The organism is Niveispirillum sp. (genome assembly GCF_017996735.1).
In the GTDB taxonomy this organism is placed as follows: domain Bacteria; phylum Pseudomonadota; class Alphaproteobacteria; order Azospirillales; family Azospirillaceae; genus Niveispirillum.
This window is the reverse complement of the sequence record NZ_JAGOGJ010000009.1, coordinates 17,452-34,575: the sequence shown is the minus strand read 5'-3', so window position 1 is coordinate 34,575 and position 17,124 is coordinate 17,452. Positions and strand designations below refer to the sequence as shown.

Sequence of the window (17,124 nt, the reverse complement as noted above, 5' to 3'; positions counted from 1 at the left end):
TCGGCCGGCGAAAACCGCCCGCGCTTGACACCGGGCCGTGGAAACGTCCACCTTCCCCCCGCGGGCACCCTGCTGTGGCCGGGAAGGAAGGAAATGGTGCAAGCGGAGTTCGAAGCGGAAACGACCGAGGCGCAGGAAGCCGTGTCGACGGTTGGCCCCCACAGCATGCTGGAGGGGTTGCGCTTCATCGCACGCCATCATGGTCTGCATTTGTCACGAGAGCAGTTGATCCGTCAGCATGCCAGGGACGATGCCGAAGTCACTCCTTCGGTGGTGGTGGACGCTGCCGAGCGGGCTGGCATGACGGCCAAGGTCTCCCGCATGCGGTTTGAACACCTGCTCCGCCTGGGGCGGGCGATTCCAGCGCTGTTGCGGCTGCGTGACGGCACCGCCCGCCTGCTGATCACGGTCCATGCCGGCGGCGCGCCGCCGGTGGTGGTGCTGCGCCACCCGATGGATGGGGCACAGCCGCGCCCATACGACATGGTTGGTCTGGCGGAGATCTGGGACGGCGAAGTCATCCTGTTCAAGCGCCAGCAGGCCGCGGCGGAGGCCAGCGGCGATTTCAGCTTCGACTGGCTGCTCCGGCAACTGGCCAAGGACAAGCGCATCTTTCGCGATGTCGGCCTGTCCGCGTTGGTTCTGTCCGTCTTCGCCCTGGTGCCGCCCTTCCTCTATTTCGTGGTGGTCAACCGCGTTCTGGTACACCAGCGCATGTCCACCTTGTTCGTCCTGATCATCGGCATCTTCTTCGTTGTTGTGTTCGATACGGTCTTCGGCTATCTGCGCCGCCGGTTGATGGCGGAGGGCACGGCCAGGATCGATGCCCGCATCAGTGGCTATATCTTTGACCGCCTGCTTGGGCTGCCGCTGGACGTCTTCGAGCGACAAAGCACCGGCACGATCAGCTATAAGATCAGCGAAGCCGGCCGAATCCGTGCCTTTCTGACCGGACAGGCATTCACGACGCTGCTGGACAGTACCGTGCTGCTCGTGCTGCTTCCCGTCATGTTCTACATGCACGCGACGTTGACATTTTTTGTCCTGGCGGTTGCCATTGTCATGTTCGCCGTCATCCTGATGTTCATGCCGGCCATTTCACGGTCATACAGCCGTGTGGTCAGGGCTGAACAGCGGAAGGGGTCGCTGTTGATCGAAACGATCCATGGCATGCGCACCATCAAGACGCTGGCCCTGGAAGGCCGCCGCCGGCACCAGTGGGATGATGTCGCTGCCGAGGCCGTGACGGCCCATCGCGACATGGGGCTGTTGACCAACGTGCCGCAGACGATTCTGCAGCCGCTGGAGAAACTGATCTATTCGGGATCGTTGCTGCTGGGCTGTTATCTGGCTTTGACGGCCCGGGACGGGGCGGTTGCAGTCGGTGCCTTGTTGGCCTTTACCATGCTGGCCGGCCGCGTCACCCAGCCCTTCGTGCAGATTGCCGGACTGTTGCAGACCATGCAGGAGGTGCGCGGCGCCTTGGGTCAGGTGGCGTCTCTGGTCAACATTCCGGCGGAAGATACGCGGGCAACGCATGGTTTGCGCCCGCGATTTGTCGGTAATATCCAGTTCGAGGACGTCAGGTTCCGCTATTCCGGGGCGCAATCCTATGCGCTGGATCAGGTCAGCTTCCACCTGCCGCCCGGCAGCGTCACGGGTATCATGGGTCGAAGCGGCTCGGGCAAGACCACAGTGACGCGCATGTTGCAGGGTTTGCATCAGGAATATGACGGTCTGATCAAGATCGACGGGACGGACCTGCGCCAGCTCGACCTGCTGCATTTGCGCAGCAACCTGGGCGTTGTTTTACAGGAGAACTTCCTGTTTAGCGGTACGATCCGGGAAAATATCGGCATCGTGCGGCCCGATGCCACATTCGAAGAGATCATCGACGCCGCCCGTCTGGCCGGGGCCGAGGAATTCATTGAACGCCTGCCTTCCGGGTATGATACGCAATTGACCGAGGGGGGCAGCAACCTGTCCGGTGGCCAGCGGCAACGGCTGGCCATCGCCCGCGCTTTGTTGGTCGATCCGCCGATCCTGATCCTGGACGAGGCCACCAGCGCGCTGGATCCCGACAGCGAGGCGATCGTCAACAACAACCTGCGCCATATCGCCGAAGGGCGCACAATGATCGTGATCTCGCACCGGCTTGCGTCGCTGGTCGATTGTGACCAGATCATCGTGATGGAGCGTGGCAAGGTCTTCGATATCGGCACCCACGAAGAACTTTTGGACCGCTGCGCCATCTACCGCCACTTCTGGTATCAGCAGAACCGTCACCAATCCCCGCCCCCGTCCTCCGGAGCAAGCCATGAACGCTCGATCACTGGTCCTGCGCCCTGATCGCCGGAACGCGGCGGCCGACCAGGCCATCAACGATTTCCAGTCGCATCTGGCCGAAATCATGGGCGCGCCTTACAATCCGCGCTTGCGGCTGACCGTTCACGCTTTTGTGCTGATGGTGGTGATCGCCATCGCGTTGATTGCCATTGTACAGTTGGATCGCGTCGTGTCTGCTCAGGGCCGGCTGGTTTCCAGAACGCCGACCCTGCTGGTCCAGCCACTGGAAGCGTCCGTTCTGCGCGAGGTGCTGGTGCGGCCAGGCGATCAGGTGACGAAAGGCGATGTCCTGGCCACGCTGGACCCCACAATTTCCACGGCCGACGTCTCCACCCTGCTGGCAAACCGCGCAGCCCTACGGGCGCAGTTGGCCCGGTTGGAAGCCGAACAGACGGATACGCCGCTGGCGGTGCCCGGCCCTGCCGAAACGGTGGCCCAGACGGAATATTCCATCTGGAAGGCGCGTCAGGCGGAGCGTCAGGCAAGGCTGGCGGTCTTTGAGCAGAAAATCCTGGCGACCAATGGTCAGATCACCAGTGGCCTGCGCGATGCGGAACATTACCGGTCCCGGCTGAAGGTCAGCGAAGAGATCGAAGGTATGCGATCGGAGCTGGCGCGCAAGGAGGTAGGCAGCCGGCTGAACGTGCTGATTGCCCAGGACAGCAAGGCGGAGATCGCACGCAATCTGTCCAATAGCGAACAGCAGGTCCGGACTTCCCGCTATTCGCTGGAAAGCCTGCAGGCCGAACGTGAGGCCTATTTGCAGGAGTGGCGGTCGCAACTGACGACGCTGCTGGCGACCAAACGCACGGAACTGGCGCAGGTCGACGAGGCCTTGTCGAAGGCCGAATATCGCCGCGATCTGGTTGAGTTGCGGGCGGCGGCTGATGCCACGGTCGTCAGCGTGGCCGATGTCGGCGCGGGTTCCGTCGTGCCGTCGGGACAGGTGCTGGTATCCTTGATGCCCGTGAACGCGGCGCTGGAGATTGAGGCTGACGTTGCCGGCATGGATCAGGGGTTCGTGAAAGTGGGCGACGAGGTGCAGGTGAAACTGAGCGCCTACGATTTCACCCGCTATGGCACGGTCCGCGCCACGGTGCGGTCGATCAGTGAAAACAGCTTTTCCCAGCGAGACGATGGTACCATCGCGCCGGAGCGCTATTACAAGGTGCGAGCCGAAATCCAGGCGATCGAGCTTCGCAACGTACCCGGCGAGGTCCGGCTTGTGCCCGGTATGCCGCTGCAGGCGGATATCGTCGTCGGCAGCCGGCCGATTCTTTCCTCCTTGCTGTCCCGCGTCATCATCAATACGCAGGAAGGCATGCGTGAACCCTGATGCACTGTTCCTGCCGGTATCTAGCCGGCAGGAAACGTATCCGTGGCGGGTATGCTCGTGGTTTTGACTTTGGCTGCACAGCCGGAGCCGAGTATAATCGGTCGTGACCGGTTCAGCACCTCGTCTTGGTTTCTCCAGGATGGGTCGTGCGTATTTTAACAATACTGTGCGGCGGGGCAAAAATCCGTCGCACAAAAATTGAAGACAGAAATAATCATGGCGCTTAAGCATAAATTAAATCGACTTCGCAATGAAGCATTGGATTATTTAGATTTTGCGCGCGCTTATTCCTTTGCGCCGCTGCGTCCAAATTATATTCGAAAAAAATGGGATGGTGTGGACGATCTTGGCTCGGCCAAGCGCGTTGTCGTGTTCAACCATTTCGATAATAAAGGGGTGATTCATGACTATGTGATCTATTACTTGCAGGAACTGAAGCGGGCCGGCTTCACCGTTGTGTTCACAAGCAATTCACCCCGCTTTCCCAAGGCCAGCGTCGAAACCCTGAAGCCGCTGGTCGCACGCATCCTGTGGCGGTCGAATGTCGGTTACGATTTCGGTGCCTTCAAGGATGGCATCGCCCAGGTGCCGGATCTCAGCGCGCTGGATATGTTGCTGGTCACCAATGACAGCATCTATGGGCCGCTGCAGGATCTGGTGGAGATCATCGACAGGGCGGACCCGGCCAAGGCCGATATCTGGGGCATCACGGACTGCTGGTCGCACTATTTCCACCTGCAAAGCTATTTTGTGCTGTTCCATCCAAAGGTCTTGAAGGATCGCACGTTCCGGCATTTCTGGGGCCGTCTGCCCTATTTCCGGAACAAGCATTGGGTGGTCAAGTATGGAGAGATCGGCCTGACGCAGTTCTTCCTGCGCCACGGTCTGCGTTGTCAGGCGCTGTTCCCCTACCGGGCGCTGGTAGCCAGCGTATCACCGCGGATCGAGGCCTACCTGCTTGAAACCAAGCCGGAAAAGGATCCTGTCCGCTATCGGTATCTGGAGATGATGGGCCGTTTCCTGCGGGAAGGCGTGGCTCTGAACCAGACCCATTTCTTCTGGGACGAACTTCTGGTGTCGGCGCGCTGCCCCTTCATCAAACGGGACTTGCTGCAGCGTAACCCCGTGGGCATCCCCTTCCTGCAGCATTGGGAGACGTTGATGCAGGACGTTTCCAGCTATGACAGCAAGCTGATCGTCAAGCATCTCGAACATTCGATGCGCAACCGCGTCTATTGACCGGTTGATCGTCCGCCCCGCCTGCTGCCACGCGGGGCGGAAGTGTTTACGCCAGCGCGTCGGCGATGGCCTTGCCGCAGGTGATGGTGTCGGCCGTGCCGCCCAGGTCGCGGGTGCGCAGGTGTGGCTGGGCCAGCACGGTTTCGATGGCCCTTACGATGGCGGCCCCCGCCGCATATTCCCCCAGATGGTCCAACATCAGGGCGGCGGACCAGATCTGTCCCACCGGGTTGGCGATCCCTTGGCCCGCAATGTCGGGGGCGGAGCCGTGGACCGGTTCGAACAGCGATGGGAACCGGCCGTCGGGATTGATGTTGCCGGCGGGGGCGATGCCGATGGTGCCGGTACAGGCCGGGCCAAGGTCGGACAGGATATCGCCGAACAGGTTGGAGGCCACGACCACATCGAACCAGTCGGGATGCTGCACGAAATGGGCGGCCAGGATGTCGATATGGTACTTGTCCCAGCGCACATCGGGATAATGGGTCGCCATCGCTTCCACCCGTTCGTCCCAATAGGGCATGGTGATGGCGATGCCGTTGGACTTGGTGGCGGACGTCAGGTGCTTCTTTTCCCGCCGCTGGGCCAGGTCGAAAGCGTATTTCAGGATACGGTCGGTGCCGATGCGGGTCATCACCGTTTCCTGCATCACCACTTCGCGGTCGGTGCCGGGGAAGATGCGGCCGCCGATGGAGGAATATTCCCCCTCCGTATTCTCCCGCACCACGTAGAAGTCGATATCCCCCGGCTTGCGGTTGGCCAGCGGGCTTTCAACGCCCGGCATCAGACGGACGGGGCGCAGGTTCACATACTGGTCGAATTCGCGGCGGAACTGGATCAGCGATCCCCAGAGGGAGACATGGTCCGGCACGGTCGCGGGCCAGCCCACGGCTCCGAAAAAGATCGCGTCATGCCCGCCGATCAGCGCCTTCCAATTGTCGGGCATCATCTTGCCGTGCTGAAGATAATAATCACAGGAGGCAAAATCGAAATGGTCGAACTGGAAACGGATGTCGAACCGTTCGCAGACGGCGTCCAGCACGCGCAAACCTTCGGGCACCACTTCCTTGCCAATGCCGTCACCGGGGATCACGGCGATGCGGTAGGGGCTTTGCTTGCTCATTCCATCAATCCTTATTCCAACCTTCCTTGATCGTGACCGATCCAGGGAGATTTCGTGTTCGCTCAGACGCCGGGCGCCGCTATCCGGCGGCTTGGCTTGCGCCGCCAGTCGGCGGCGTCCAGCCTGCCAAAGTCAAACCTTCGGCAGATTGGTGTTATTCGATCAGGATAGCCCTGAAATCATTCACATTTGTCCGTGTCGGCCCCGTGAACAGCAGAGTGCCCAGCGCCTGGAAGAAACCGTAGCCGTCATTGTCGTCCAGCCGGTCCGTGGCCGAGAGGCCCGCCGTCGCGGCACGGGTCAGGATGTCGGGGCCGATCCAGGCGCCGGCATTGTCCTCCGACCCGTCGATACCGTCCGTATCGGCGGCCAGGGCGTGGACGCCCTGCTGTCCGTTCAGGGCCACGGCCAGCGCCAGAAGATATTCGGCATTGCGCCCGCCCCGGCCCTTGCCGCGCACCGTCACGCTGGTTTCCCCGCCCGACAGCAGGACGCAGGGGCGCGGGGCGGGATGGGTGCCATCCAATACGGCCCGCACAAAATCGGCCTGCCGGGCCGCGACGTCGCGTGCCTCCCCCTCGATGGCACTGCCCAGGAACACAGGCGCGATCCCCATCTGCCGGGCCAGCGCCGCCGCTGCCGCGATGGCATCGGCCGGTGTCGCCACCAGGACGGCATCGCCCGGCGGCAGATTGGCCAGGGATTTCGGCGTCTCGCTGGCGGGGTCCGACAGCCATCGTGTGACAGCGGCCGGTGCATCGATCCGGTATCGGGCCAGGATGGCCAGCGCTTCCGCCCGCGTGGTGGGATCGGCCAGGGTGGGACCGGAGGCGATGGTGGCCGGATCGTCGCCCGGCACGTCGGAGATCATCAGCGCGTGAATCCGGGCCGGGGCCGCCAGACGGGCCAGCCGCCCACCCTTCACCGCCGACAGGTGCTTGCGCACACAATTCATCTCCGCGATGGTGGCCCCGCTTTTCAGCAAGGCGCGGGCCACCATCTGTTTGTCGGACAGTGTCAGGCCCGGCGCGGGCGCGGCCAGCAGGGCCGACCCGCCCCCCGATATCAGACACAGGACAAGGTCATCCGCCGTCAGCCCGCGCAGCATGTCCAGCATGCGGGCCGTGGCCCGGATGCCGGCATCGTCGGTCACGGGATGGGCGGCCTCCACCACCTCCACCTTCCGGCAGGGCACGCCATGGCCGTAGCGGGTGATGACCAGTCCCGAGAGCGGCCCCTGCCAGTGCCGTTCGACGGCGGCGGCCATGGCGGCCGCCGCCTTGCCGGCACCCACCACCAGGGTCCGTCCCCTGGGCGGGGGTGGCAGGTGCGGCGGCAGGCACAGGTCGGGAGAGGCGGCGTCGATTGCTGCCTGGAACAGCATGCGCAGCGCCGCTTCGGGGGCTGGTTTCGGCACGGGTTCCGTCACGGTTACGCGCTGCACATGGCGTCGAAAAGGCCGGCATAGCTGTCCCGGCGGTCCAGGGTCATCACGAAGTCCAGTGCCGCATCCTGCTGCCGCGTGTCGATTTTCCCTTCGGCCATGCGCCGGAACTTGGCGTCGAAATCGGCATCATTCATCGGGTTTTCCACCGATCCGGGGCCGGAAATCACTTCGCGGCGGAGAATTTGGCCCGAGCGCATGGTCACTGTGACACGGTTGGGCAGATGCGCGGGGAACAGGGCCGTCAGGGCCGGATCCTCTGCCACCGTCGTCCGGTCCATCAGGGCGGCGGCGCGCGGGTCGGCGATCATGGCGGGGTCATAGGAGGCGAGGGTGATATCCCCGTCCAGCAACGCACGCGCCACGGTATAGGGCAGGCTGTGATCGGCGGTTTCCCGCGTGGCCGGCCGCCATTTCTGCGGATCGCTGGCCAGGATGCGATAGCCGATATCGGTGGTATCGATATGGATCGCCTCCACCTCGTCAATATTGCCCAGCAGGGGGCGCAGGTCGATGGCCGCAAAGACCGCCGTGTGCAGTTCGCCATTGGTGGGGAAGCTCTTGGTCAGGGATTTCAGGATGCGGAAATCCCCGTTTTCCGCCGTGCCGAAGCGGGAAATATCAAAATCCATCTCGCCGCAGATCTGGCGGATGAAGCCCATCTTGCCTTCGAAGATCGGCGACGGGCCGTCCATGCCATGGCGGGCCAGCGCCGCGCAGAAGATGGCGTTGCGGGCGGCATTGGCGGCAGAGCAGCCTTTCCAGGCTGACAGTTCGCCCGACCGGACCTGACGTAGGGCGATATGGCCGTTCAGGGCCATGTTGATGGCCTGCACGGTCTGCTGCCGGTCCAGCTTCATCAGGCGGGATGCGGCGGCGGCCATCGACACCAGGATATAGTTCACATGGTCCCAGCCGCGCCGGTTCAGCCCGGCTGCGTCCTGCAGGCGCATCTGCACCTCATAAGCCAGGACGATGGCGGTAATCAGTTCAGGACCCGGCGCCCCCTCCGCCTCTGCCACGGCAAGGCAGGCGGGGATATTGTCGCTGGGATGGCCGGGGTCCCGGCTCATATACCCGTCATTATAGTCCAGGTAACGGACCAGCGTGCCGTTGGCGAAGGCGGCAAGGTCGGGCGTGGTGCGCAGCCTTGTGCCCAGCACGCTGGCAGCCGGCACCGGCACCATGGCGGCCATGGCCGTTGCCGCCCGCGCCGGGATGGACCCATAGGCGCCCAGCGCGCAGGCCAGGCTGTCGACCATGCGCTGCTTTGCACGATGGACGACCAGCGGCGGTAACCGCCGGCCATCCAGGCCGTGTGCATAATCCGCGATTTGCTCGGCGATGTTCATTTCCAGTCTTTCCTTGCCCGGGCGTAACGGGGTCCGGCACCGGCATACCGGCGCCGGACCCCCGCGCCTCACATCCGCCAGGTGACCGTCGCCCCCACGGTGCGGGGCGGGTTGTAGGCGCCGAAATTCGCCCCCAGGAACACGGCCTGGAAGGTCCGTGTCACTTCATTGGTCAGGTTCTTGCCCCAGAGCGAGACCGACCATTTCCCGGATGCGTCAGTGAACACGATACGTCCATCGACAAAATGCGTGGCCGGGCGCCGTTCCGGCCCGTCATTGGCATTGTCGTCGAAGATCATGCTTTCATAGCGGTAATCGGCGGCGAACAGCAGGCTGCCGCCATTGCCAAGCCCGGCCTCGTAAGACGGTGTCAGGGTGAATTTATGCTTGGGCGTGCGCGACAGGCGGTTGCCGGCATAATCCTCGCCCGGTTCCGGTTCGAAGACATCGAAGGTGGCGTCGGTATAGCCATAGCTGGCCGTCAGCCGTGCGCCCGCGAAAACCCGCCAGCTCAGCAGCGTCTCATAGCCCTTGATGGTCGCCTCGCCGGCATTCTCCGTCACGATGGACAGGTTGGGCAGGGTGCGGCGCGTCTGCAGGTCGGTATATTTCATCAGATAGAGGGTGTTGTTCCAGATCAGCCGCCCGTCCAGGAAACTGCTTTTCTGGCCCAGTTCGTACTGGGTGGCGAATTCCGGTTCGAACCCGTCGCGCGCTTCCGCCGCCGAACCCGGCGTATCCTGGAAGCCGCCGCTTTTGAAGCCGCGCGACACCATGGCGTAAAGCTGATGATCGCGGTCCAGCTTGTACTGTCCGCCGGCCCGCCAGGTCCAGGCGTCATAGCTGTCGGAAACGCTGACATCGAACCGTTCGGACCCGCGCAGAACGGCGGTGCCGGCGGTGTTGCTGACGCGGTAATCCTTCTCGTCCTTGGAATAGCGCAGGCCCGCGATCAGCGAGAAGCGGTCATCCAGCGGCACCGTGGCATCGCCAAAGACCGCATAGGATTTCAGTGTGGCGGCCTGGGTATAGATTTCCGTGGCCGGGCGGCCCTGGTCGATGACCAGCGTATCCAGGCGGTCGGTGTCATTGTTGAAATTGTAAAGGCCCGCCACCCACTGGATCGTGCTGTCGGGCAGGGAGTTCAGCCGCAATTCGTGGCTGGAGAAGTCGCTCTTCTCGTCATTGCCGCCACCAATATTGATGCGGTTGCCGGGAGCGTGTCCGCCGTCGAAATCATAGGCGACATGGTAATCCAGGTCACGGTAGGCGCCCAGATAGGTGACGGTCGCAAATGGCAGGTCCCAGTCCACCTGGCCGCGCACACCCCAGGTGTCGCGGTCCTGAAAACCTTCGTCCGACCCGGCCGTGTGCTTGCGGTTGCGGTCCACCGTCCACAAGGCACGGCGAGGATCGGTCGGGTCCAGGTCCAGCACATGCTGCGCCGGCCCGTCGGCGCGGTCGCGCGTGCCGTCGATGGTCAGCAGGACACGCACGGTATCCACCGGTTCGCCATAGACATGCAGGCGACCACTGCGCGTGTCCTGATCTTCCACCCGGCCGCCGGTGAAGCTGTTCTTCACATAGCCGTCATGGGTGCGCCAGGCGCCGCTGGCGCGAGCGGCCCACTTGCCCTCGGCCAGGGGGATGTTGACGAAGGCCGCCCCCTCCAGACGCTCGTAATTGCCGATCGTCCCTTCCAGACCCGCATCGGTGCGGTCCAGTTCGGGGCGGTTGCTGACGACATTGACGGCGCCGCCCACGACATTGCGGCCATAGAGCGTGCCCTGCGGGCCCTTCAGCACCTCGATCCGCGACACGTCGAACGCGTCGAAGGCCACGGCCGCGGGACGGCCCAGATAGACCTCGTCCAGGAAGACGGCGGAACTGGGGTCACCGGCGGCGCCACGGTCGCTGGAACCGATGCCACGGATGGTGATGCGCGGCTGCGACGCCGGGAAGGCGTCGAAATTCAGGCCGGGCGTGCGGCTGGCAATGTCGTCGATCTGATACAGGCGGGCCTGTTCGATCTCTTCCGCGCTGAAGGCGGTCACGGTTACGGGAACGTCCTGCAAGCGTTCGCTGCGGCGCTGGGCCGTCACGATGATTTCTTCCAGCGCATCCGTCGGGACGGCGTTCTGCGCCATGGCGGCGCTGGCCGACAGCAGCATCACGGCTGATGCGCCGTGGCGGAGCGCGCGGCGGCTGAACCCTCTCATTCGATCCTCCCTCAAGGTTCTTTTACCCGGTCCTGGCCGGTTGCAGAAGAAGTTCTGGCAGAATGGATGCGCTGGGTCAACATATTGGATGCAAAATTTATCACGTATGGATGTTGTTCTTGACGAAATGGCGCCATCTGCCCAGGATGATGTGACCGGTGGCGACACCCCTTCAATCCATGCAACGCGCTGTGGCGCCCCCTGTCCCGTCCCTGCCGGATACCGGCCGCCGGGATGACGGTTGCGGCCATGGCTGCGGGAGACGGTGCCTTGTTCGAACAATTGCTTTCGCCGGCCCTGCTGGGGACGGCGATGGTCACCACCTTCATGGTGCTGATCATGACCAAGCGGATGTCGGCCGTGGCCGCGCTGCTGATCATTCCGATCCTGTTCGGCCTTGTGGCCGGGGCTGGCGCCGATCTGGGCCGCATGATCATCGACGGTGTGCTGCAGGTGGCGCCCACGGCGCTGATGCTGACCTTCGCCGTCCTGTACTTCGCCATCATGATGGATGCGGGCCTGTTCGATCCGCTGGTGCGCCGGGTGCTGGCCATGGTGGGCGACGATCCGGTGCGCATCGCCCTGGGCACGGCGGGGCTGGCCACGCTGGTGTCGCTGGACGGGGATGGCACGACGACGGCCCTGATCATCATCACGGCCTTCCTGCCCGTCTATCGCCGGGTGGGGATGAACCCGCTGATCCTGGCGACCTTGCTGGGCCTGTGCAATTCCTTGATGAATTATGTGCCCTGGGGTGGGCCATCGGCGCGGGCGGCGGCGGCCGTTGGTGCCGATCTGGGTCAGGTCTTCGCGCCGCTGATCCCCGCCATGCTGGTGGGTTTCATGGCCATCTTCACGCTGGCCTGGCTGTTCGGCCGGTCGGAACGGCGACGTCTGGCCGGCACTGCCCCGCTGTCCGGCGGCGATACCGGCAAGCCGCTGGCGGCCCGGCTGGAGATCGATCTGGAGGCCCGCCGCCCACGCCTGTTCTGGTTCAATCTGGCGCTGACGCTGGGGTTGGTGCTGGGCATGATCCTGGGGCTGGCGCCCTTGCCGGTGATGATGATGGGGGCGTTCGCCATCGCGGTCACCGTCAATTACCCGAGGATGCGCGACCAGAAGGCGCGGATCAGCGCCCATGCCGATAATGTCGTGAATATCGTGGTGTTGCTGTTCGCGGCCGGTGCCTTCACGGGCATCCTGAACGGCACCGGCATGGCCGACGCCATGGCCCGGGCGGCGCTGGATGTGGTGCCCGATGCCATCGGTCCCTACATGGCGCCGATCACGGCGCTGGCCAGCATGCCGCTGACCTTCGTGATGTCGAACGACGCCTATTATTTTGGGGTGGTGCCCATCATTGCCAATGCCGCCGCCAGTTACGGCATCGGTGCCGACGTGATTGCGCGCGCCTCCCTGATCGGACAGCCGGTGCATACGCTGAGCCCGCTGCTGGCCCCCATCTATCTGGCCTGTGGCCTGCTGGGCGTGGATGTGGCCGACGCGCAGCGCTTCGCCCTGAAATGGGCGGTGCTGGTGTCGCTGGTGGTGCTGGTCGCGGCCATTGCCACGGGCGCCATCCCGCTGCGCGCGGGGTAAGCCATGCTTGGCAAGACGGCGCTCTGGCTGTTGCTGGCCGCCATCACCGCCGCCCTGGTGGCTGGGCTGAAGCAGGGGGAGGTGCCGGCGGCGCTGCTGCTGGGGCCTCTGCTGGCCGGCATCGGCTTTGCCCTGTCCGGTGCCGCGATACGGCCGCCCAAGCCGGCCTTGCTGGTTGCCTATACCATTGTCGGCTGTCTGGTGGCGGTGGCGATGGGGCGGACCATGGGGCCGGCGCTGCTGGGTCGGCTGCCCTTGCTGGTGTGCATGGCGGGGGCGACCCTGCTGGCCAGCGCCGGCCTGGGCTGGCTGCTGGCGCGGGGCGGCTGGTTCGGCGGCTCTACCGCTGTCTGGGGTCTGGCCCCGGGCGGGGCGGCCGGCATGGTGGCCCTGGCCCAGGAACATGGCGGCGACGCGCGCATGGTGGCCGTGATGCAGTATCTGCGCATCCTGGCGGTGACGGGGTCGGCCATCGCCCTGGCCCATCTGCTGGCCGGCGATACGCTGCCCCTGCATGGCGCCGGCTGGTTCCCGCCGCTGAACCCGGCGGGGCTGGCCTGGACTTTGGCGCTGGCCCTGGCCGGGGCGATCGTGGCGCGCCTGCTGCGCTTTCCGTCGGGTGCCTTCCTGGTGCCTGGGCTGGCCGGGGCGGCCCTGATGGCGGCGGGGCTTGCCAATCCGACGGTGCCGCCGTTGCTGGCGGCGGCCGCCTATGCGGTCATCGGCTGGAATATCGGCCTGTCCTTCACAAAGGAAACGCTGGCCGGCTGTGCCCGCGCGCTGCCGCGCATCGTGGCCGCCACGGCGGTGCTGATCGGCCTGTGTGCCCTGCTGGGCCTGGGCGTGTCGCTGACCTGCGGGGTGGACTGGCTGACCGGCTATCTGGCGACAACGCCCGGTGGCATCGACGCCATCCTGATCATCGGGGCCACGGTGCCCGTTGATCTGCCTTTCATCCTGTCGGCGCAGGTGGTGCGCGTGCTGCTGGTCCTGCTGCTGGGTCCGGCGCTGGCGACCTTCGTGGCCCGCCGCCTGTCCTGACCCTGTCCCCTGGTTTCACGAACGGGAGATTTCCAATGTCCATCGAACAGACTGTCCGCGACCGGGTGTCGCCGGAGGAATGGAAACTGCGCACCGATCTGGCGGCCTGCTTCCGGCTGGCCGCCCATTATGGCTGGGACGACCTGATCTTCACCCATATGTCGGTGCGCATTCCGGGGCCGGAGCATCATTTCCTGATCAACCCCTACAATCTGATGTTCGAGGAGATCACGGCATCGTCCCTGGTGAAGATCGATGTGGAGGGGCTGGCGGTGGAACCCACGCCGCACATGGTGAACCCGGCCGGTTTCACCATCCATTCGGCCCTGCACATGGCGCGGGAGGATGCGCAGGCCGTCATCCATCTGCACACGCCGCACGGCCAGGCGGTATCGGCCATGCGCGACGGGCTGCTGCCCCTGACCCAGACGGCGATGATCGTGCATCACGACATCGCCTTCCATGACTATGAAGGCATCGCCACCGATCTGGAGGAACGCGACAGGCTGGTGGCCGACATGGGGGCCAAGAATATCCTGATGTTGCGCAATCACGGCACGCTGGCCGTCGGTTCCTCCATCGCCGTCGCCTTCCTGCGCATCTATTTCCTGGAACGGGCGTGCGAGGCCCAGGTGCATATGCTGACGGCGGGGCGTGACCGGCTGCATGAACCGCCGGCTGCCGCCATCGACAAGGTGCGCCAGCAATCCACCGGCCCGATGGCCGACATGGCGGCGGAACGCCTGGCCTGGCCGGCGCTTCTGCGCAAGCTGGACCGTCTGGATTCCGGTTTCCGGTGCTGATCCCGGCCACCCGCCCGCCGGCACTGCTGTCCGGCACCGTCCCGCTGCTGGAAACCGATCCATGGTTTGCGGGCTTGCCGCCGGCCTGCCGGGGCTGGCTGGCGGCGGCGGCGGCGCGGCGGACGCTGGCCGAGGGGGAGCGTGCCTATCGTGTCGGCGGGCCGCCCGACGGGCTGTATCGTGTGCTGTCCGGCGGGGTGCGGCTGATCTCCTACCCGCAGCCGGGGCGTTCGCTGGTCAACCTGACGGTGCCGGCCGGCCGCTGGTTCGGCGCCCTGTCCACGCTGGACGGCCAGGCACAGGCGCATGACGCCGTGGCCATGGGGCGGACGGCGCTGCTGCATCTGCCCATGGCGGATATCGCCGCCCTGGCGGCCGTGACCCCCGACCTGCACCGCCATATCACCCTGCTGGCCTGCCAACAGCAGCGCGCGGCGATCGAGCATGTGGGGCTGCTGCTGTTGCGCAGCCCGCCGGCCCGTCTGGCCCGGCTGCTGTTGGACATGGCCGATGGCGGGCGGCTGCGCATCAACCGCGAGGATCTGGCCGGGCGTATCGGCCTGTCGCGCCAGGGCCTGCATCAGTTGCTGACGGAAACGGAGCAGGCGGGCCTGATCCGCAGCCAGTATGGGCGCATCGATATCCTTGATCCGGAAGGGCTTTCCGCCCTGGCCCGTTAAGTCCAAAATTTTGCATCCAAAAACTTGACATAGTGGATGCAATAAATCAGTGTTGTTCCACGAACCTGGATGCAGGTCCCCGAAATCTTCTGGATTGAGCAATCATGTTGGACGGTCCGATCAAAATCCTGGTCCCCACCGGGTCGCTGGGTGCCGGCGCTTCGGAGGCGGAGGTACGCTACGGCATCGCCCAGGGCGCCCATGCCATCGCCACCGATGCCGGCTCCACCGACAGCGGGGCGGCCTATCTGGCGCTGGGTATTTCCAAGAACAACCGTGGTTCGGTGAAGCGGGATCTGACCATCCTGATGCAGGCGGCGCGCGCGGCCGGCATCCCGTTGATCATCGGGTCCAGCGGCCAGGCCGGCGGCGACCGCAATCTGGACTGGACGCGCGACATCGTGCTGGAGGTCGCGGGCGAACAGGGCTGGGCGCCAAAGATCGCCCTGCTCTATTGCGAACAGGAAAAGTCGGTGCTGAAGCGTTACAACGCGGATGGCAAGGTGCGGCCCCTGCCGCCGCTGGGCCCGCTGGATGACGCCACCATCGATGCCTGCGATCATATCGTCGCCGTCATGGGGGCCGAACCCTATATCGCGGCGCTTGAAGCCGGGGCCGACATCATTCTGGGCGGCCGTACCACCGATACGGCGGTCCTGGCCAGCTATGCCCTGTGGAAGGGCGTGGCGGCCGGTCCCGCCTGGCACGCGGCCAAGATCGCGGAATGCGGTGGTCAATGCGCCGTCAACCGGCTGGAAGGGGCCGGCGTCCTGATCAGCATCGGCCAGGACGGGTTCGAGGTGGAGCCCCTGGCCCTGTCCAACCGCTGCGATCCGCACAGCGTCTCGGCCCACATGCTGTATGAGAACAGCAACCCGTTCCTGCTGACCGAGCCGGGCGGCATCCTGGACGTGACCGAAGCTCTCTACCGGCAGGTCAGTGACCGCAGCGTGAAGGTCACCGGCTCCGTCTGGCAGCCGCAGCCCTATACGGTGAAGCTGGAAGGTGCCGGCAGCCGCAAGTTCCAGACCGTCATGCTGATCGGCATCCAGGATCCGCAGGTCCTGAGCCAGGTGGACCTGTTCCACGACCGGATGCTGGCCGCCCTGTATGATCGGGTACACAAGACGATCGGTGCGGCGGCGGGGGATTTCCACATCTCGCTGCGCATGTATGGCTGGAACGCCGTGTCCGGCGACCGGCCGCCCCCCGGCACGCCGGCCCCGCGCGAGATCGGGGTGCTGTTCGTGGCCACCGCCGACAGCCAGGAAATGGCATCGCAGATCGCCAAGGCCTGCAATCCCTATTTCTTCCATTTCCCCATCGTCCTGGACGGGGAGTTGCCCAGCTATGGCTTCGCCTTCACCCCGGCCGACATCGACCGCGGCCCCGTCTATGAATTTCTGCTGAACCATGTCGTTGAACTGGACGATCCGATGGAACTTGTCCGCACCGTGTGGATCGATATGAGCGAAGGGGAGAAGGCATGATGCCCACCGTGAAGGATGTCTGCCGTCATGTGCGGTCGAAGAATGCCGGGCCCTTCTGGGTCACCTTCGACCTGTTCTTCGACGGGCCGGAGAATTTCCAGGCCTATCACAACCATCCCGCCCTGGGTCCGGACCTGTTCCACCGCCTGTTCGGGGCCGACCCCGCGCTGGTGCGGTATTATCCGGTGCCCGGCCTGAACATGCTCAAGATCTCGCACGCCCGCACCAGCCCCCAGGGCGGCGTGGTGGAGCGCGACATGCATTGCGGACAGCAATATGTGCGGCTGATGGATGTGGAACTGGAATAGGGAGGTCGGGGAACCGGCCGCGTGCGGTTATCCGCCAAGCCGCGGGTCCTCAGCATGATCAGTGAAAAGAAGGGTGCGGAAAGGCGACAGGCAGATCGCCGCCGCGCCCCGTCCGGGAGGAGGGCGCCCGTCATCAGACGTGGA

General features: G+C 64.7%; 13 protein-coding genes. 9 read left to right on the top strand and 4 right to left on the bottom strand.

The features are described from left to right. Nucleotides 1–93 precede the first annotated feature (93 nt). The 3 genes from KBA48_RS05355 to KBA48_RS05345 all read left to right on the top strand — a co-directional run bounded on the left by KBA48_RS05355 (nucleotide 94) and on the right by KBA48_RS05345 (nucleotide 4,921). On the top strand, nucleotides 94–2,349 hold the full coding sequence (locus KBA48_RS05355) for a peptidase domain-containing ABC transporter (RefSeq protein ID WP_292903971.1): 2,256 nt from the start codon (nucleotides 94–96) through the stop codon (nucleotides 2,347–2,349). Next, nucleotides 2,318–3,682 (top strand): HlyD family type I secretion periplasmic adaptor subunit, encoded by a 1,365-nt coding sequence (locus KBA48_RS05350; RefSeq protein WP_292903970.1) that lies wholly within the window; start codon nucleotides 2,318–2,320, stop codon nucleotides 3,680–3,682. Before KBA48_RS05355 ends, KBA48_RS05350 begins: the two co-directional genes overlap by 32 nt. 336 nt (nucleotides 3,683–4,018) lie before the next feature. After that, nucleotides 4,019–4,921: a rhamnan synthesis F family protein gene (locus KBA48_RS05345; protein ID WP_292903969.1), complete on the top strand. Its 903-nt coding sequence runs from the start codon at nucleotides 4,019–4,021 to the stop codon at nucleotides 4,919–4,921. Between the two features lie 46 nt (nucleotides 4,922–4,967). On the opposite strand, the gene KBA48_RS05340 is transcribed toward KBA48_RS05345, so the two are convergent. The 4 genes from KBA48_RS05340 to KBA48_RS05325 all read right to left on the bottom strand — a co-directional run bounded on the left by KBA48_RS05340 (nucleotide 4,968) and on the right by KBA48_RS05325 (nucleotide 11,059). Beyond that, nucleotides 4,968–6,044 (bottom strand): tartrate dehydrogenase, encoded by a 1,077-nt coding sequence (locus KBA48_RS05340; protein ID WP_292903968.1) that lies wholly within the window; start codon nucleotides 6,042–6,044, stop codon nucleotides 4,968–4,970. Nucleotides 6,045–6,198: 154 nt separating this feature from the next. Further along, nucleotides 6,199–7,428, bottom strand: a complete 1,230-nt coding sequence (locus KBA48_RS05335) for a glycerate kinase (protein ID WP_292904065.1) — start codon at nucleotides 7,426–7,428, stop codon at nucleotides 6,199–6,201. A gap of 47 nt (nucleotides 7,429–7,475) precedes the next feature. Further along, nucleotides 7,476–8,840 carry an MmgE/PrpD family protein gene (locus tag KBA48_RS05330; RefSeq protein WP_292903967.1) on the bottom strand — a complete coding sequence of 455 codons (1,365 nt, stop codon included), beginning with the start codon at nucleotides 8,838–8,840 and terminating at the stop codon, nucleotides 7,476–7,478. 68 nt (nucleotides 8,841–8,908) lie between these two features. After that, on the bottom strand, nucleotides 8,909–11,059 hold the full coding sequence (locus KBA48_RS05325; protein ID WP_292903966.1) for a TonB-dependent receptor: 2,151 nt from the start codon (nucleotides 11,057–11,059) through the stop codon (nucleotides 8,909–8,911). Between the two features lie 249 nt (nucleotides 11,060–11,308). Here KBA48_RS05325 and KBA48_RS05320 point away from each other — a divergent pair, with 249 nt between their 5' ends. The 6 genes from KBA48_RS05320 to KBA48_RS05295 all read left to right on the top strand — a co-directional run bounded on the left by KBA48_RS05320 (nucleotide 11,309) and on the right by KBA48_RS05295 (nucleotide 16,980). Continuing rightward, the gene (locus tag KBA48_RS05320) at nucleotides 11,309–12,658 is read left to right on the top strand and encodes a CitMHS family transporter (RefSeq protein ID WP_292903965.1); all 1,350 of its coding nucleotides are present in this window, start codon (nucleotides 11,309–11,311) and stop codon (nucleotides 12,656–12,658) included. Between the two features lie 3 nt (nucleotides 12,659–12,661). Next, complete coding sequence (locus tag KBA48_RS05315; protein WP_292903964.1) at nucleotides 12,662–13,699, top strand: AbrB family transcriptional regulator; 1,038 nt, start codon at nucleotides 12,662–12,664, stop codon at nucleotides 13,697–13,699. A gap of 35 nt (nucleotides 13,700–13,734) precedes the next feature. Next, nucleotides 13,735–14,502, top strand: a complete 768-nt coding sequence (locus tag KBA48_RS05310; protein WP_292903963.1) for a class II aldolase/adducin family protein — start codon at nucleotides 13,735–13,737, stop codon at nucleotides 14,500–14,502. Continuing rightward, nucleotides 14,496–15,182, top strand: a complete 687-nt coding sequence (locus KBA48_RS05305; protein ID WP_292903962.1) for a Crp/Fnr family transcriptional regulator — start codon at nucleotides 14,496–14,498, stop codon at nucleotides 15,180–15,182. Before KBA48_RS05310 ends, KBA48_RS05305 begins: the two co-directional genes overlap by 7 nt. 104 nt (nucleotides 15,183–15,286) lie before the next feature. After that, on the top strand, nucleotides 15,287–16,672 hold the full coding sequence (locus tag KBA48_RS05300; protein ID WP_292903961.1) for an acyclic terpene utilization AtuA family protein: 1,386 nt from the start codon (nucleotides 15,287–15,289) through the stop codon (nucleotides 16,670–16,672). Next, nucleotides 16,669–16,980, top strand: coding sequence for a DUF4387 domain-containing protein (locus KBA48_RS05295; RefSeq protein WP_292903960.1), 312 nt, complete (start codon nucleotides 16,669–16,671; stop codon nucleotides 16,978–16,980). Before KBA48_RS05300 ends, KBA48_RS05295 begins: the two co-directional genes overlap by 4 nt. Nucleotides 16,981–17,124: the final 144 nt, after the last annotated feature.

What these genes read in the sequence shown, in the direction of transcription:
- KBA48_RS05320 (WP_292903965.1), top strand. Translation starts at nt 11,309, where the DNA reads ATGGCTGCGGGAGACGGTGCCTTGTTCGAACAATTGCTTTCGCCGGCC.
- KBA48_RS05330 (WP_292903967.1), bottom strand. Translation starts at nt 8,840, where the DNA reads ATGAACATCGCCGAGCAAATCGCGGATTATGCACACGGCCTGGATGGC.
- KBA48_RS05340 (WP_292903968.1), bottom strand. Translation starts at nt 6,044, where the DNA reads ATGAGCAAGCAAAGCCCCTACCGCATCGCCGTGATCCCCGGTGACGGC.
- KBA48_RS05355 (WP_292903971.1), top strand. Translation starts at nt 94, where the DNA reads ATGGTGCAAGCGGAGTTCGAAGCGGAAACGACCGAGGCGCAGGAAGCC.
- KBA48_RS05300 (WP_292903961.1), top strand. Translation starts at nt 15,287, where the DNA reads ATGTTGGACGGTCCGATCAAAATCCTGGTCCCCACCGGGTCGCTGGGT.
- KBA48_RS05310 (WP_292903963.1), top strand. Translation starts at nt 13,735, where the DNA reads ATGTCCATCGAACAGACTGTCCGCGACCGGGTGTCGCCGGAGGAATGG.
- KBA48_RS05325 (WP_292903966.1), bottom strand. Translation starts at nt 11,059, where the DNA reads ATGAGAGGGTTCAGCCGCCGCGCGCTCCGCCACGGCGCATCAGCCGTG.
- KBA48_RS05335 (WP_292904065.1), bottom strand. Translation starts at nt 7,428, where the DNA reads ATGCTGTTCCAGGCAGCAATCGACGCCGCCTCTCCCGACCTGTGCCTG.
- KBA48_RS05295 (WP_292903960.1), top strand. Translation starts at nt 16,669, where the DNA reads ATGATGCCCACCGTGAAGGATGTCTGCCGTCATGTGCGGTCGAAGAAT.
- KBA48_RS05350 (WP_292903970.1), top strand. Translation starts at nt 2,318, where the DNA reads ATGAACGCTCGATCACTGGTCCTGCGCCCTGATCGCCGGAACGCGGCG.
- KBA48_RS05315 (WP_292903964.1), top strand. Translation starts at nt 12,662, where the DNA reads ATGCTTGGCAAGACGGCGCTCTGGCTGTTGCTGGCCGCCATCACCGCC.